Origin of the sequence: Bradyrhizobium sp. ISRA442, assembly GCF_038085055.1 — a bacterium.
In the GTDB taxonomy this organism is placed as follows: domain Bacteria; phylum Pseudomonadota; class Alphaproteobacteria; order Rhizobiales; family Xanthobacteraceae; genus Bradyrhizobium.
In genome coordinates this window covers 35,639-48,507 of record NZ_JALGCN010000008.1, presented here as the reverse complement: position 1 = coordinate 48,507, position 12,869 = coordinate 35,639, and the positions used below count along the sequence as shown (strand labels likewise).

Below are 12,869 nucleotides of genomic sequence, written 5' to 3'. Positions count from 1 at the left end.
CGCGCAACATTATTCCCGCGTTGCTATTTGGACTATTATTTTCAAACGGGGGAGTGCGTTATGGGTTTCATCAGATTTACCAAGGGCGCCTCGCTGAGCGACAAGGACCGCAAGTCGCTGCAAAGGCTGCTGACGGACGAGAAGAAGAAGCTTCAAGCCGCCCTGAAGGACGTCGACGCCAGCCTTACGATGCTGGGCGCCAAGAAGAAGAAGGCCAAGAGGAAGAGATAAGATTCGGTCGGCACGGACGCCGCACGGTTCTGCTGACTTCTCTCTTCGACAAGGGCGGCTCGCCTGTCGAGCTATGGGCTCGTGCAGGCTTGCGCCCGAAAAGCCGGCCGGCAAGATCGTCAAGAATATGCCTGGGTGAACCGCTAGAAGCGGCCCGCTCATTTGATTCTTGCGTCTTGGCTGGAGATTCGAGCCTCCGCCTGACGCCAAGGGCCCAATTGATTGATGGCAGACGACAGAATTGAACTGTATGTCGGACTGATCGACACCATCGATACGCCGGGAGCGGTGGATGTGTGCCGGCGATTTCTGTCGGTGAACGAACGCACGCGCGCCGATCGCTTCATGTTCGAGCGTCATCGCCGACAATACGTCTTCGCGCACGCGCTGCTGCGCCTGGCCTTGTCACACGCCGCGCCCAATGTCGCCCCCTCGGATTGGTGTTTCGGCACCGGCCGCTACGGGCGGCCCTTTGTCGCATCGCCCGCGACCGCGCTGCATGTCAGCCTGTCCCATGCCGACGGCTGCGTCGCCTGCGTGGTCTCGAGACACGAGGCCGTCGGCGTCGACGTCGAGACCGTGTCGCGGCGTGTCGCGCCGCTGTCCACGGCGCTGCGCTTCTTCGCACCGGAAGAGGTCGAGGCGCTGCGCGGATTGCCGGAGCCCGATGCCACCCAGCGCTTCTTCGACTATTGGACGCTGAAGGAAGCGTATCTGAAGGCCAGGGGTTTCGGGCTCGACCTGCCGCTCGACGGATTTGCGATGCGGGTGTCGCAAAAGACCATCGAGATCAGCTTCGCGCCCGACATCGCCGACGATCCCGATGGTTGGCGCTTCTCGCTCAGCTCGCCCTCGCCCTCGCACCGGCTGGCGATCGCCGACGGCTCCCGGGCGGCCGGCGGCCTTCCGATCAGCCGTCATGCCTGGCCGCTGCAGGGTGCGGCTGAATGATGCCTTCGAGACTTCGCATCTTTCCGGCGATCTCGCGCAATCGCGATCCGCAAAAATATGTCGACGAATTGATGCGTGTGGCGCAATTCGCCGAGCGCAACGGCCTCGCGGGCATTCTGCTGTTCGAAGGCAACGACGTGTTCGTCGAACCCTGGGCGATGGCCCAGCACATCATGGGACAGACGAGGCGAAGCTCACCGCTGATCGCCGTCAATCCGGTCTACATGCATCCGTTCACCGCGGCAAAATTTGTCTCGTCGTTCGCGCAGCTCTACGGCCGCAAGGTCTATCTCAACATGATTACGGGGACTGCAGTCAGCGACCTGCAGGGGCTCGGCGACGATCGGCCGCATGCGGACCGCTACGTCAGGCTCGGCGAATTCGTCGCCCTGATGCGTCAACTCCTGGAAAGCCCGCGCCCGGTCAATTTCAAAGGGCGGTTCTATCGCGCGAGCAATTTGCAGCTCCATCCGCGCCTAACGGCGGAGCTGATGCCGGAATTTTTGATCGCTGGCCAGTCGGAGGCTGCGCAGCGCGTGGCGAGAGAGACCGGCTGCATCAAGATGCAGATGCTGCCGCCCGATCTCGATCACCGCCTCGACGCGCCCGGGATGAATTTCGGCATCTTTGCGCGCGAGACCCGCGACGAGGCGCGGCAGGCGGCGAAGTCGCGTTTTCGCGACAATCCCGACGACCGCGAACTGCTCTCGCTGACCATGGAGAACACCGACTCCGCGTGGAAGCGGCACCTCTATGACGGCCAGAGCGGCGAGCTCCGGGAGAACGGCTATTGGCTGTTGCCGTTCCTGACCTTCCAGGCCGACTGCCCCTATCTCGTCGGCAGCTACGCCGAGATTGGAGCTCGGCTCAAAGATTTTGCGGCGAAGGGCCTAACCACGATCATGCTCGACATGGTCGCCGACGAGGCCGAGATGCAGCACGTCCGCAAGGCGCTTGCGGCCAGCGGGGTGTTTTAGAGTCCTCTCCCGCGGGAGAGGCGAAGAGCGGCCTCAGCGCGCTTCCTCAAAACCGGCCAGTACTGAGGTCAAATTGGCGCCGAGGATGTCGGAGAGATAGCCGCCCTCCTGCACGAACACGGTCGGCAGGCCCATCCGCGCGATCGCCTGGCCGATGCGGCGGAAGCCCGGCGTGGTGACGGCGAAACCGCGAAGCGGATCGTGCTCGGAGGCGTCCAGACCAAGGGCAATGACGAGGGCGCCCGGCGCGAAGGACTCGATCGCCTTCCGCGCCACATCCATCGCCTGAATGTAGCCGTCATCCCCGGTGCCGATGGCTAAGGGGATGTTGAGATTGGTGCCGAGGCCGGGACCTTCGCCACGCTCGTGGGCATAGCCCCACACGAAGGGATAGTAGGCGGTGGGGTCGGCGTGGATCGACACCGTATAGACATCAGGTCGCGCGTAGAAAATGCCTTGCGTGCCGTTGCCGTGGTGGACGTCGACATCGAGGATCACGACGCCCTCGTGCTTGAGCCGCAGATGCGCTGCCGCGATCGCGCTGTTGTTGAGGAAGCAGAAGCCGCCGGCCATGTCGCGATAGGCGTGATGCCCGGGCGGACGGCACAGCGCGTAGGTCGCGTCCTCGCCGTCCATCACCATCTGCGCCGCCGTGACGGCCACGTCCGTCGCCGCGCAGGCCGCAGCCCAGGTGCCGGGACCGATCGGCGCCGCCGTATCGGCGGTGTGCCAGCCGAGCTTGCCGACGATGTGGGTGGGATAGGTTGCCGCATGCCGGACCGGATGGATGTTGCCGATCATCTCCGGACCGGAATCGCCGAGCGCGGTCCAGGCGTCCCAGGCCTCGCTGAGGAACGACAGATATTCCGGGCTGTGAATGCGTGCGCGCGGCCCCTGCCCAAACTTGGTCGGCTCGACCAGTTGATGCTTGCCGTCTTTGAGCCCCTTGAGCAGACGGTCGGCGCGCTCGGGCTGTTCGGTGGTGCGCTTGACGACGCCGCGGACCAGGAAGAATTGCGGATCATGGCTGCGATGCAGCTCGGTATAAACGGCTTTCACTCAAACACTCCGTGGTCGCATGCGCTTTGACGTGCAGCAGATGTCTTGATCGCTGCCGCGACGAGATGCAAGCAAGAAGAATGCCGGCCGCGCAGCACCGCTCTGCGCCGGGAGCAGACCGCCTTTGAATCGTTTGAGCTCAGCAGCGTCCGTGCTGGAGGCAGTGCTCGCGGCCCTGCTGGTCGGTGCGGAAGGACTCGATGAAGCCGCCCTGGCGCTGTGTCACGAAGACGGTCTTGCCGTCGGCGCCGCCGAAGGCGAGATTGGTCGGCTCCTTGCCCTTGAGGAGTACCTCGCGCTCGACCGCGCCGTTGGGCTTCATCAGCGCGACCGTGCCCTTGAGAAGGCGTGCGATATAGAGGCGGCCGGTGACGTCGGTGCGCAGCCCGTCGATGGTGTCGGGCTGGAATGCTTTCACGAGCTTCGCATCGGTGAGCGTGTTGCCGCGAACGGTGTAGGACCAGACTTGGCCGCTGCTGGATTCGCCGACATAGAGTGTCTTGCCGTCGGGGCTGAGATCGATGCCGTTGGTGGTGCCCATTGAGCGTTGCGCCGCCATGACCTGCCCTTGCACCGAGCCATCCGCTGCCTTCGCGATGCGCCAGATGTGGCCTTCGCGGCCCTTCCAATTCGGATCGCTCGCATAAATGGTGCCGTCGCGCGCGATGGTGATGTCGTTGGGCTGGCTCATCTCGTCCGAGTGAAACCAGACGGCAGGCTCGATCCCGCCTTTCGCAATCGCGAAGATGTTGTGCTTCTTGTAATCGGCAATGAACATCGTTCCGCTGCGATCGAAGCGGATGGCGTTGCCGACGCTGCCCGCGGGAAGGGCGATGAATGGCTGCGAGGCCGCGCCGCCCGCGGGCAATTTCCCGATGGTGCCGGGCTTACCGAAATTGACCACGAAGAGATTGCCGTCGAGGTCGGCGGCGGGCCCCTCGATGCCGAACGTGTATTCGCCGGCGGGCGTCACCTGCGCGCTTTCGAACAGCTTCGTCTCGGCTTTGGCCGCCGATGCCGCAATGACGAGAAGGATGCTACTGCACAGGCACCAGAAATTCCTGCCGGATGTAATAGCCATCGTCGTCGGTGCACTCGCCGTCCAGATAAGGGTCGGCCGGCCGGAAGAAGCGGCTGAAGCCGGGTCTGTCTACAGCGTTCCTTTGTGTCACCACGACGACCTTGGCGGCCGGTATTTCGCCGCATTCCTTGTTCGCCTTGCCGAAAAACTTGCGCTGCGGCGGGCCGGGTTTGATGCGCATCCGTGTTCCCGGAACCATCTTTGCCACTAACGAATCCGCATAGTCGAGCAGGCGCCCATAGCCGGCGTCCGTCTTCGGCAACTTCTCGCCGCCCGGCGGCATCAGCTTCTCCGCACCCAGGCCGCGCAGCCGCGCGCGTAGCTTGCCGGAGTCGGGATCGCCCGGATAGATCCAACCATCCTGCGACAGCATGAAGCGCAACACGGTCGTGTCCTTGTCGACGTCGGATTGACCCGGCTTCAGACCGAAATCGGAGTGGCAACCCATGCAGTGCTTCTCGACCAGGCCCTTACGCAGTGTGGCGAGGCGAACGCGGTTCTGGGCGTCCTTGGCGACGAACGCCGTGAGCTGATCGATCTGCGCCGGGCTGCGCGTGTCGCAGGACAGCGGCTGCGGCGCATCGTTCGACGCGCGATCAATCCGGATCACGGTTTGGTTCTTGTCCTCGACCAGCCAAATCGCGCCGTCCTCGGCGACCGTCATCCCGACGGGCGCGCCTTGCGGCCGCGTGCCGTTGACCCGATGCCAGCCCGCGATCAGCTCCTCGAACGGCGCGGCGGCAACCTCGCCGCCGTCGGTCTGGAAGCTGCGCGTCGCCTCCGCCGCGCAACTGACATGGTAGCGCACCGGCGCCGGGCTCGGCTTCGGGAAGCCGTGATCGTCCACGTCGTAGATGAGAACGCGACTGCCGGTCGGGCGATAGCCGTGCAGGCCGACCAGGAGCTTGCCCTCCAGCTCCGGAAATTTCGCGCCGTGATAGTAAAGCATCGCCAGCGGCGCGCCGTGCGGCGGCATCAGCGAGAGCGGCGCCTTGTACAGCGCCTTGCCGGTGCAGAGCGATCTGTAAGGCCCGGACTGCAGCACGCTTTTGAATTCCGGGCTCGGCGTCGACAAGTCGTAGCAATAAGGCCAGCCATAGTGCCTGCCTTGCTCGATCGCGTTGATCTCCTCGTTCGGCTTGAAGACATCGGGCAGATCGCGGCCGTTCTCACCCTGCAGGAAGGCGTAGCCTGCGTCGGGAAAATTCGGGTGCAGCGCCAGCGCCATCGAGTTGCGCAAGCCCCGCGCATAGACCCGATGCGGCGGATCGGGATCATTCGGCTTCAACGCCGGGAAGACGCCGCCAGCAGGCGGCGTGAACAGCCAGATCGCGGCCATGGCCTCAGCGCCTTCGGCCGCTGCGCAGGGCTTTCTGATCGGTGCCGGCGTGATGCAGTCGTCGCTGTGCGAGCCGATATTGACGAACAGGCGTCCGTTACGGTCGAAGACGAATTGCTTGAGCGGATGCGCACTTTCGTCGAGCCCGGTGCCGTCAGGCAGCGTGATCCGACGACCCGGCAGGCGATGGATGATGGTCTCGACCGTGCTGCGCGGATCCTCTGCGAGCGGATCGAACCTGAAGATCGTCTCGGCGGTCGATGCATAGAGCTTCTTGTCCGGGCCGAGCACCAGCCCGAACGGATATTCGAGCTTCGTCAGAAGCTCCTTGAGTCGCTTGCCCTCGGAGGCATGCGGATCGAGCAGCAGCAACCGTCCATCGGTGTGGCCCCAACCGCCCATATCGGCGATCACGAACAGATCGCGGCCGGGCACCTGGATGATCGAGCGTGGAAACTTCAGGCGGTCGTCTTCGCTGGCGACGAGGCCGGCACAGAACCCCGCCTTCATGTCGAGCTGGATCCGGGGAAAGGCGAGATCGCCGCTGCCGCAGGTCTCCGCGCCGATCGCGTAGCCGCTTCTCCTGACCGGCTCCGACCAGGCCACCGAGGCAAAGCCAAGCAGGACGGCAGCGAAGACAGCCGTAATCGATCGCCGGCTTCGACGTTGGCACTGCAATGTCAAGTGGTTCACGCTCCCTCCCCCGACTTTCGTCGAATCGAGCGTTCCACGCCGGCCGCGCGCCGTCCAGTCGATCCATCACCCCCCTGTGATCAAACCCACCGAGGCCGAGGTAGCGACCAATATCCGTAGATTCCCTTACCGGGCTTAGCCCGAATGTCTTTCGGTAGTTGCGGATGGTATCGATTTGCCGTCCAAATCGCTTTCTACAGGAGGCGTATATGGTTCAGGTGTATTTCCACTGCTCCAATACTGACGGCACGCTGATCGACCGCAACGGCACCGCCGTTGCCAACCTGACCGAGGCGCGCGACCGTGCCGCGCAGATCATGCGCTCGATGATCCTCACCCCCGGCGCCGAAGACTGGCGCGACTGGGTGATCCATATCAGCGACGACGACGGCGAGGAGATTTTCGATCTTCCCTTCACGTCGATGCTCGGCAAGCCGCATTGAGGTGATGCCATGCTGTACGCTTCATTGAGCCTGCTCTGCCAGCCCCTGAACTTCGTTGCCACCAAGTGGCAGAGACTGGTGCGGATTGCAGCCAACTCCTACCGGCCCGAGCTTCACTACATGCGCGGCCCCGGACCGAAATGGCACGCTAAGCATCAGGCCCGCCGTCACGACGGCTTGCTCTGAGAACTGCTGCTTCGCTCCTTTTCGTTTAGCCAATCTCGCAACTTGTCATGCCCGGGCTTGTCCCGGGCATTCACGTCTTAGCCTCTACGTCAGAAGAACGTGGATGGCCGGGACCCGGCTCCGCCGAAAGGCTTCGCCGGGCTGTTCGGTACTCGGCCGGCGAAGCTTTAGCGAAGACGGCGAGCCCGGCCATGGCGGCGCAGAGCGAAAGATCCCAACCGCGCCATCCCGCGCGTGTTTCACACCAGCCATGTCGCTCCTCCCGATGGATGTTCTCGTTCCCGGCAATGTGCCATTGTCGTTCCGCTTCGCCAATTGCGGAGCTGAGACGTCAATGCAACGAAGCCGACAAACGAAGCCAAGCAAACAAAGCCAAGACGACATCATGCCTCACCAGTTCAGCCTCGCCCAGGACATCCGCAAACCTGCCCGCCGCGCCAAGGGCGGCATCGTTGCCGCGCAGTCGCGCCGCGCAGCCGAGGTCGGCGCGCAGGTGCTGGCGGCGGGTGGCGACTGCGTCGACGCGATCGTCGCGACCACCTTCGCGCTGAACGTGCTGGAACCCTGGATGAGCGGCATGGGCGGCGGCGGCGCGATGGTGCTCTTCCGCGCCAAGGACAATCGCTACGAGGTGATCGACTACGGCATGCGGTCGCCGCAGAGCCTGCGCCTCGCCGACTATCCGCTCACCGGACAGGGCGCGGCCTCCGACCTCTTCCCCTGGCCGCGGGTGAAGGACGACCGCAATCTTCACGGTCCCGGCTCGATCGCGGTGCCCGGGGTCGTCGCCGGAATGGAGGAGGCGCATCGCCGCTACGCCAAACTGCCGTGGAAGGATCTGCTTGCGCCGGCAACGAAGCTCGCCGGCGAAGGGCTCTTGGTCGACTGGTGGACGACGCTGATGATCGCGAGCACCGCCGTCGATCTACGGCGCTATCCCGCAAGCGCCGAAGCTTTCCTAAAGGACGGCCTGCCGCCGAACGCGCCCTGGGGCATCAAGGCCGAGACGCGGCTGCCGCAGGACAAGTTGAAGGCAACGTTGTCGCACCTCGCCGAGGCCGGCGCCCGCGACTTCTACCAGGGCGATCTCGCCAGGAGCATTGCGTCCGATATCAAGACCGATGGCGGCTCGCTTTCGGTGGAGGACCTCGCTGCGTTCCGTGCGCATTTGCGCGAGCCGCTGGCAATCCCCTATCGCGGCGGCAAGGTCTATGCGACGCCGGAGCTGACGGCCGGGCCGACGATGGCGCATGCGCTGCGCTTGTTGCAGCAGAATCTGCAGCCGGGCGCAACGCCGGATGCGGCCGCCTACAGCCAATATGCGTTCGCTCTGCAATCGGCTTATCGCGAACGGCTCGACGACATGGGCGATGCCGACGGCAAGCGCTCGCTCGGCGCGGAATATCTGGCGCCGTCCTGCACGACGCACTTTTCGGTGGTCGACCGCCACGGCAACATGGCCGCGGTGACCCAGACGCTGCTCTCCACCTTTGGCTCGAAATATGTGACGCCGCACACCGGCATCACCATGAACAACGGCATCATGTGGTTCGACCCGACGCCGGGGACGACCAATTCGCTCGCCCCCGGCAAGCGCTGCCTCACCAACTACACGCCCGTCATCGCCGAGACTGGGGACGGCAAGCGCCTTGCAGTCGGCGCCTCCGGCGGCCGGCGTATTTCGCCGGCTGTGATGCAGCTTCTCTCGTTCATCATGGATTTCGGGATGGACCTCGATGCCGCGATCCATCAGCCGCGCATCGACGCCAGCGAAGGCGCGGTCGTGATCGGCGACGCGCGCCTGCCGGCGGACGCACGCAAAGTCCTGGCCGCCCGCTTCGACTATGAGGAGACTCAGGTGCAGGCCCTGCCGATGAAGTTCGCCTGCCCGAGCGTGGTGATGCGCGAGGATGACATCAACTCCGGCGCGGTCGAGATCTTCCAGCCCTGGGCTGATGCGGTGGCGGAAGGCTGATCGTCACGACTCCTCCATATTTGCACGCGACACCGCGATCGATGTCCTTTCATCGAACGGACAGATGCGTGCCTAACAGGAGAGAATTAGGATGAAGAAGCCTGCGCTCGCCGCAACATTGATCATCGCGGCCGGCTTCGCGATGCCCGGCGCGGCATTCGCCAGGGGCGGCCATGGTCATGGTTATGGCCATGGTTATGGTCACGGCTATCACGGCGGATACCATTCACATCGCCATGCCGTGCCACCCGGCTGGTATCATGGGCGCAAGGTTGGTTGGCGCGGCCACGGCTGCCCGCCCGGACTATGGAAACAGGGCCGCTGCTGACGCCACCATCTCCAATTCATGCGAGGCGCCGCCCGTGACCGGGCGGCGCCTTCTCAAATTCCGAGCCGGTCTCGCACGCGGCCCGTGATCACCGCGCTGGTGACGGCCACCGGCCAGAGCGCATGCATCGGGATCGGCGTGATGCCTGTGACGGGCATGTCGATCTCGGTCTTGGCGCCGCCGATCAGGCGGCGCGCGAGCTGCGCGCCCATCGCGGTCGAGAGTGCGACGCCGCGGCCGTTGCAACCGAGCGAGATCAGGACGTTGTCCGCCGGCTCATGCACGTGCGGATAATGATCCCTGGTGATGGCGAGCCGGCTGTTCCAGCCGTGAGTCCAGGAAACGCCCTTGAGCTGCGGCCACAGCCGCTCGGCGTAACGGATGAGATAGGCGACGTCTAAGGGCGAACTGATCCAGCGCATCGGTCCGCGGCCGCCCATCAGCAGGCGATTGCGCTGGTCGATGCGGTAGTAGACCGTGATGTGGCCGCTCTCGTAAAGGACGGGCCGCGTCGGCATGATCGAGCGGGCGACCTCGTCCGAGAGCGGCGCGGTGGCAGCGATCGAGGAGAACACCGGCACGATGGTGCGGCGGAGCGCGGGCCAGAGATCGTCGGTAAAACCGTTGGTCGCGAGCAGTACCTTGTCGGCGCGCACGACGGCGCGCGGAGTCTCGATCCGCCATCGGCTGCCTTCGCGGCGCAGCGACAGCGCCGGCGTTTCGCCATGGACCTTCGCGCCTGCGGACATCGCCGCGCGCGCGAGCCCGCGGGCGTAGCTCAAGGGATGCAGATCGCCGCCGCGGGCATCGAGCATGGCGCCGATGTAGCGGTCCGTGCCGGTCATCTCGCGCAACTGGTCGCGATTCAAGAACGACACCGGCATGCCGCGGCGAATGCACTGCTGCGCGGTCGTCTCGATCGCGGCGGCGCTCGCCTCGTTGTAGGCCGCGCGCAGCGTGCCGTTTTGCCGTGCTTCACAGGGGATCTGGTAGCGGCGAATCAGGTCATGCGTGAAGTTGGTCGTGCCGTATGAGAACTCGATCATGCGGCGGCCGAGGTCGGGGCCGAAATCGACCTCGATCTGATCGGGATCGTGCTTCAAGCCCGGATTGGTCTGGCCGCCATTGTTTCCGGAAGCGCCCCAGCCAGGCTCCTGCGCCTCCAGCACCAGCGCCTCGACGCCCTGCTCTGCCAGATGCAGCGCGGTGGAGAGGCCGGTGAAGCCGCCCCCGACGATGGCGACCGAGACCCTCTTGTCGGTGTCGAGCGGCGGCGTCGCAGCCGGCGCCACGGCCGTGTCGGCATAGAGTGAGGGCGGCAATGGCAGGCGGGCAGCAACGTTCATGGCGAAGACCGATCAGAGCGGGTGCAGCACGCGCCGCAAAAAATCCTGCGTACGCGGATGCTGGGGTTGATTGAGCAGCGCCCTGGCCGACCCCTGCTCGACGATGATGCCACCATCGATGAACAGCACGCGATCGGCGACGTCGCGGGCAAAGCCCATCTCGTGGGTGACGACGACCATGGTCATGCCGTCGTCGGCGAGCTTGCGCATCACGCCGAGAACATCGCCGACGAGCTCGGGGTCGAGCGCCGACGTCGGCTCGTCGAACAGGATCGCCTTGGGCTGCATCGCAAGCGCGCGTGCGATCGCGACGCGCTGCTGCTGGCCGCCAGAGAGCTGCGGCGGATGAGCGTCCGCCTTTTCGACAAGTCCGACCTGCGCAAGCAGCGCGCGGCCGCGTTCGAGCGCTGCGGCGCGCGGCTCTTTCTTCACGTAAAGCGGCCCCTCGACGACGTTCTCGAGCGCGGTGCGATGCGGAAACAGGTTGAACCGCTGGAACACCATCGAGACTTGGGTCCGGATCGCCACGATCGACGGTGCATCGCGGTCGACCTTCAGGCCCTCGACGCTGATCTCGCCGCGGTCGTAGCTTTCGAGTCCGTTGATACAGCGCAGGATGGTGGACTTGCCGGAGCCGGAAGGGCCGATGATGCAGACCACCTCGCCCCTTTGCACAGACGCCGTGATGCCCTTGAGCACCTCGACCTTGCCGAAGCTCTTGTGGACGTTGCTGAGCTCGATCATCGCTTGCCGGCCCGCTTCTCGAAGTGACGGACGAGCAGGATCAGCGGAATGCTCATGGTGAGATACATCAGCGCCACGAGCGTGAACACGCTGGTGTTCTTGAAGGTCGACGACGCGATCAGCTTACCCTGGAGCGCAAGCTCGGCGACCGTGATGGTCGAGGCCTGCGAGGAGTCCTTCAGCATCATGATCATGACGTTGCCGTAGGGCGGCAGCACGATGCGCACCGCCTGCGGCAGTACGACGCGGCGCATGGCGAGCCACCAGCCCATGCCGATCGACTGCGCCGCCTCGATCTGCCCCTTGTCGATCGCTTCGATGCCGGCACGGAAGTTTTCGGCCTGGTAGGCCGAGTACGCAATCCCGAGCCCGAGGATCGCCGCCTGCAACGCGGTCAGCGAGACGCCGAGATCCGGCATCACGAAGTAGAGGTAGAACAGAAGCACGATGATCGGGATGCCACGGATCACGTTGATCAGGCTGGCGCTGAGCCCCGACAGGAGTCCGATGCCGGACACCCGCATCATCGCCCAGACCAGGCCAAGCACCGTTGAGAGCAAGAGCGAGCCGATGGTGACGACGATCGTGAGCGCGACGCCGTTCAAGAGGATCGGGAAGAACTCGACGGAGTCGTGCCAGAAGCCTTTCATCGGGCGGCCTTCTCAGCCTCTGTTCTTCAGCCTTGCGCCTTCAGGCCCCATTTATCGAGGATCTTGTCGATCGTGCCGGCGGCCTTCAGCTTCGCAAGCGAGGCGTTGATCTTGCCGAGCAGCGCGGTCTCGCCCTTGCGCACGCCGATGCCGACCGAGCCGACGGTGACGGGCTTGTAGCCATCGACGAGGCGCACCTCGGGAAAACCGCCCTGCTTCAGATTGTAGGCGAGGATCGGATAGTCGGCGTAGCCGGCCTTGAGGCGGCCGGTGTTCACATCGCGCAGGATGTCGGGAATGGTGTCGTAGGCCTTGACCTCGGCAAACAGGCCGGACTTCCTCAGCGCGTCGACGAAGGCGGTGCCGACCTGGGCGCCGACCGTCGCGCCCTTCAGATCCTCCTGCGAGGCATAGGCTTTGGCGTCGCCCTTCGGCACGACGAGGCCTTCACCATAGGTGTAGATCGGGTCGGAGAAGTCGACGACTTCCTTCCGCGGCGGCGTGATGAACATGGCAGCCGCAATGACGTCGATCTTGCTCGAGGTGAGCGACGGGATCAGCGCCGAGAATTGCATCGGCTCGATCTGCACGTTGAAGCCGGCATCCTTGCCGATCTCGGTGATGAGATCGACCATGATCCCCTGGATGGTGTTGGTCTTGGTGTCGAGGAAGGTGAAGGGGATGCCTGTCGGCGTCGAGCCGACCTTCAGCACCTGCTGCGCGGAGACCGGCATCGCGGCTGCAATCGCGAGCGCCGCGACGGCGGCCTGAACAATACGCTTCAACGACATCGCATCCCCCTGGGTTCGGGCCGATGGCGGCGCTCGCGCGTGTCGTGATCGCAGACGTTGCCGGAGAGGCCGTTT

General features: G+C 64.6%; 14 protein-coding genes. 7 read left to right on the top strand and 7 right to left on the bottom strand.

The genetic code is table 11. From position 1 onward, the window contains the following. Positions 1-60: 60 nt before the first annotated feature. The 3 genes from MTR72_RS18445 (at position 61) to MTR72_RS18435 (ending at position 2,159) form a co-directional block, all read left to right on the top strand. The gene (locus MTR72_RS18445; protein WP_280969306.1) at positions 61-231 is read left to right on the top strand and encodes a hypothetical protein; all 171 of its coding nucleotides are present in this window, start codon (positions 61-63) and stop codon (positions 229-231) included. 225 nt (positions 232-456) lie between these two features. Then, entirely contained in the window at positions 457-1,182 is a 726-nt protein-coding gene (locus MTR72_RS18440; protein ID WP_280969305.1) for a 4'-phosphopantetheinyl transferase family protein, read from the top strand. Then, positions 1,179-2,159: an LLM class flavin-dependent oxidoreductase gene (locus MTR72_RS18435; protein WP_280969304.1), complete on the top strand. Its 981-nt coding sequence runs from the start codon at positions 1,179-1,181 to the stop codon at positions 2,157-2,159. The genes MTR72_RS18440 and MTR72_RS18435 overlap by 4 nt, the downstream gene beginning before the upstream one ends. A gap of 33 nt (positions 2,160-2,192) precedes the next feature. On the opposite strand, the gene MTR72_RS18430 is transcribed toward MTR72_RS18435, so the two are convergent. The 3 genes from MTR72_RS18430 to MTR72_RS18420 form a co-directional block, all read right to left on the bottom strand. Next, positions 2,193-3,218 (bottom strand): histone deacetylase family protein, encoded by a 1,026-nt coding sequence (locus MTR72_RS18430; RefSeq protein ID WP_280969303.1) that lies wholly within the window; start codon positions 3,216-3,218, stop codon positions 2,193-2,195. 139 nt (positions 3,219-3,357) lie between these two features. Continuing rightward, positions 3,358-4,299 (bottom strand): SMP-30/gluconolactonase/LRE family protein, encoded by a 942-nt coding sequence (locus tag MTR72_RS18425; protein WP_280969302.1) that lies wholly within the window; start codon positions 4,297-4,299, stop codon positions 3,358-3,360. After that, positions 4,256-6,322 (bottom strand): PQQ-dependent sugar dehydrogenase, encoded by a 2,067-nt coding sequence (locus MTR72_RS18420; protein ID WP_445819608.1) that lies wholly within the window; start codon positions 6,320-6,322, stop codon positions 4,256-4,258. Before MTR72_RS18420 ends, MTR72_RS18425 begins: the two co-directional genes overlap by 44 nt. 218 nt (positions 6,323-6,540) lie before the next feature. On the opposite strand from MTR72_RS18420, the gene MTR72_RS18415 reads away from it, so the two are divergent. The 4 genes from MTR72_RS18415 to MTR72_RS18400 all read left to right on the top strand — a co-directional run bounded on the left by MTR72_RS18415 (position 6,541) and on the right by MTR72_RS18400 (position 9,263). Further along, the gene (locus MTR72_RS18415; RefSeq protein ID WP_280969300.1) at positions 6,541-6,774 is read left to right on the top strand and encodes a DUF6894 family protein; all 234 of its coding nucleotides are present in this window, start codon (positions 6,541-6,543) and stop codon (positions 6,772-6,774) included. Between the two features lie 9 nt (positions 6,775-6,783). After that, a complete protein-coding gene (locus tag MTR72_RS18410) occupies positions 6,784-6,960 on the top strand; it encodes a hypothetical protein (protein WP_280969298.1) in 177 nt (58 codons plus the stop codon). Positions 6,961-7,345: 385 nt separating this feature from the next. Next, positions 7,346-8,935 (top strand): gamma-glutamyltransferase, encoded by a 1,590-nt coding sequence (locus MTR72_RS18405; protein WP_280969297.1) that lies wholly within the window; start codon positions 7,346-7,348, stop codon positions 8,933-8,935. 91 nt (positions 8,936-9,026) lie between these two features. Beyond that, a complete protein-coding gene (locus MTR72_RS18400; protein ID WP_341510815.1) occupies positions 9,027-9,263 on the top strand; it encodes a hypothetical protein in 237 nt (78 codons plus the stop codon). Positions 9,264-9,316: 53 nt separating this feature from the next. Here MTR72_RS18400 and MTR72_RS18395 read toward each other — a convergent pair whose 3' ends face one another. The 4 genes from MTR72_RS18395 to MTR72_RS18380 are packed head-to-tail and all read right to left on the bottom strand — an operon-like array spanning position 9,317 to position 12,794. After that, a complete protein-coding gene (locus MTR72_RS18395; protein WP_280969295.1) occupies positions 9,317-10,609 on the bottom strand; it encodes an NAD(P)/FAD-dependent oxidoreductase in 1,293 nt (430 codons plus the stop codon). Positions 10,610-10,621: 12 nt separating this feature from the next. Further along, positions 10,622-11,353, bottom strand: coding sequence for an amino acid ABC transporter ATP-binding protein (locus MTR72_RS18390; RefSeq protein ID WP_280969294.1), 732 nt, complete (start codon positions 11,351-11,353; stop codon positions 10,622-10,624). Continuing rightward, complete coding sequence (locus tag MTR72_RS18385) at positions 11,350-12,003, bottom strand: amino acid ABC transporter permease (RefSeq protein WP_280969293.1); 654 nt, start codon at positions 12,001-12,003, stop codon at positions 11,350-11,352. Before MTR72_RS18385 ends, MTR72_RS18390 begins: the two co-directional genes overlap by 4 nt. Positions 12,004-12,029: 26 nt before the next feature. Then, positions 12,030-12,794: an ABC transporter substrate-binding protein gene (locus MTR72_RS18380; RefSeq protein WP_280969292.1), complete on the bottom strand. Its 765-nt coding sequence runs from the start codon at positions 12,792-12,794 to the stop codon at positions 12,030-12,032. Between the last annotated feature and the right edge of the window lie 75 nt (positions 12,795-12,869).

Bases quoted from the DNA above. Each gene is read 5' to 3' on its own strand.
- MTR72_RS18415 (WP_280969300.1), top strand. From the start codon at position 6,541: ATGGTTCAGGTGTATTTCCACTGCTCCAATACTGACGGCACGCTGATC.
- MTR72_RS18395 (WP_280969295.1), bottom strand. From the start codon at position 10,609: ATGAACGTTGCTGCCCGCCTGCCATTGCCGCCCTCACTCTATGCCGAC.
- MTR72_RS18410 (WP_280969298.1), top strand. From the start codon at position 6,784: ATGCTGTACGCTTCATTGAGCCTGCTCTGCCAGCCCCTGAACTTCGTT.
- MTR72_RS18385 (WP_280969293.1), bottom strand. From the start codon at position 12,003: ATGAAAGGCTTCTGGCACGACTCCGTCGAGTTCTTCCCGATCCTCTTG.
- MTR72_RS18400 (WP_341510815.1), top strand. From the start codon at position 9,027: ATGAAGAAGCCTGCGCTCGCCGCAACATTGATCATCGCGGCCGGCTTC.
- MTR72_RS18380 (WP_280969292.1), bottom strand. From the start codon at position 12,794: ATGTCGTTGAAGCGTATTGTTCAGGCCGCCGTCGCGGCGCTCGCGATT.
- MTR72_RS18405 (WP_280969297.1), top strand. From the start codon at position 7,346: ATGCCTCACCAGTTCAGCCTCGCCCAGGACATCCGCAAACCTGCCCGC.
- MTR72_RS18440 (WP_280969305.1), top strand. From the start codon at position 457: ATGGCAGACGACAGAATTGAACTGTATGTCGGACTGATCGACACCATC.
- MTR72_RS18435 (WP_280969304.1), top strand. From the start codon at position 1,179: ATGATGCCTTCGAGACTTCGCATCTTTCCGGCGATCTCGCGCAATCGC.
- MTR72_RS18390 (WP_280969294.1), bottom strand. From the start codon at position 11,353: ATGATCGAGCTCAGCAACGTCCACAAGAGCTTCGGCAAGGTCGAGGTG.
- MTR72_RS18425 (WP_280969302.1), bottom strand. From the start codon at position 4,299: ATGGCTATTACATCCGGCAGGAATTTCTGGTGCCTGTGCAGTAGCATC.
- MTR72_RS18445 (WP_280969306.1), top strand. From the start codon at position 61: ATGGGTTTCATCAGATTTACCAAGGGCGCCTCGCTGAGCGACAAGGAC.